At 50.0% G+C, this 276-nt stretch carries 1 protein-coding gene; it reads left to right on the top strand.

All coding sequences use genetic code 11. The features are described 5' to 3' along the window. The coding region (locus ACFINZ_RS11610; protein WP_375701599.1) for a TolC family protein at positions 1-276 on the top strand (276 nt) is incomplete at both ends.

Genomic DNA, 276 nt, shown 5'->3' with positions numbered 1-276 from the left:
CGTTAATGGATGAGGCAATTTCTGGAAATAATGATGTTGCGGTTGCCAAAGCTCGGGTTCGTGAAGCACGTGCGAGCTTAGGGCAAGTGGTGGGATCTTTGTTGCCAAGTGCGTCCAATACGATTTCAGGAACGCGTAGCGGCTCTGGACAATCTGAGACGTTGAACCAGTATCGTAGTGGATTTGATGCAAGTTGGGAGCTTGATTTTTTTGGAGGGCATAAGCGAGGCGTTGAAGCAGCACGTTACGGTCTTGAAGCGGCGGTGGAAGATATGC

Source organism: Bartonella sp. AA81SXKL, assembly GCF_042196945.1.
Lineage (GTDB): Bacteria > Pseudomonadota > Alphaproteobacteria > Rhizobiales > Rhizobiaceae > Bartonella.
Note: the sequence above shows the minus strand (reverse complement) of the source record. Positions and strands in the feature narration are given on the sequence as shown.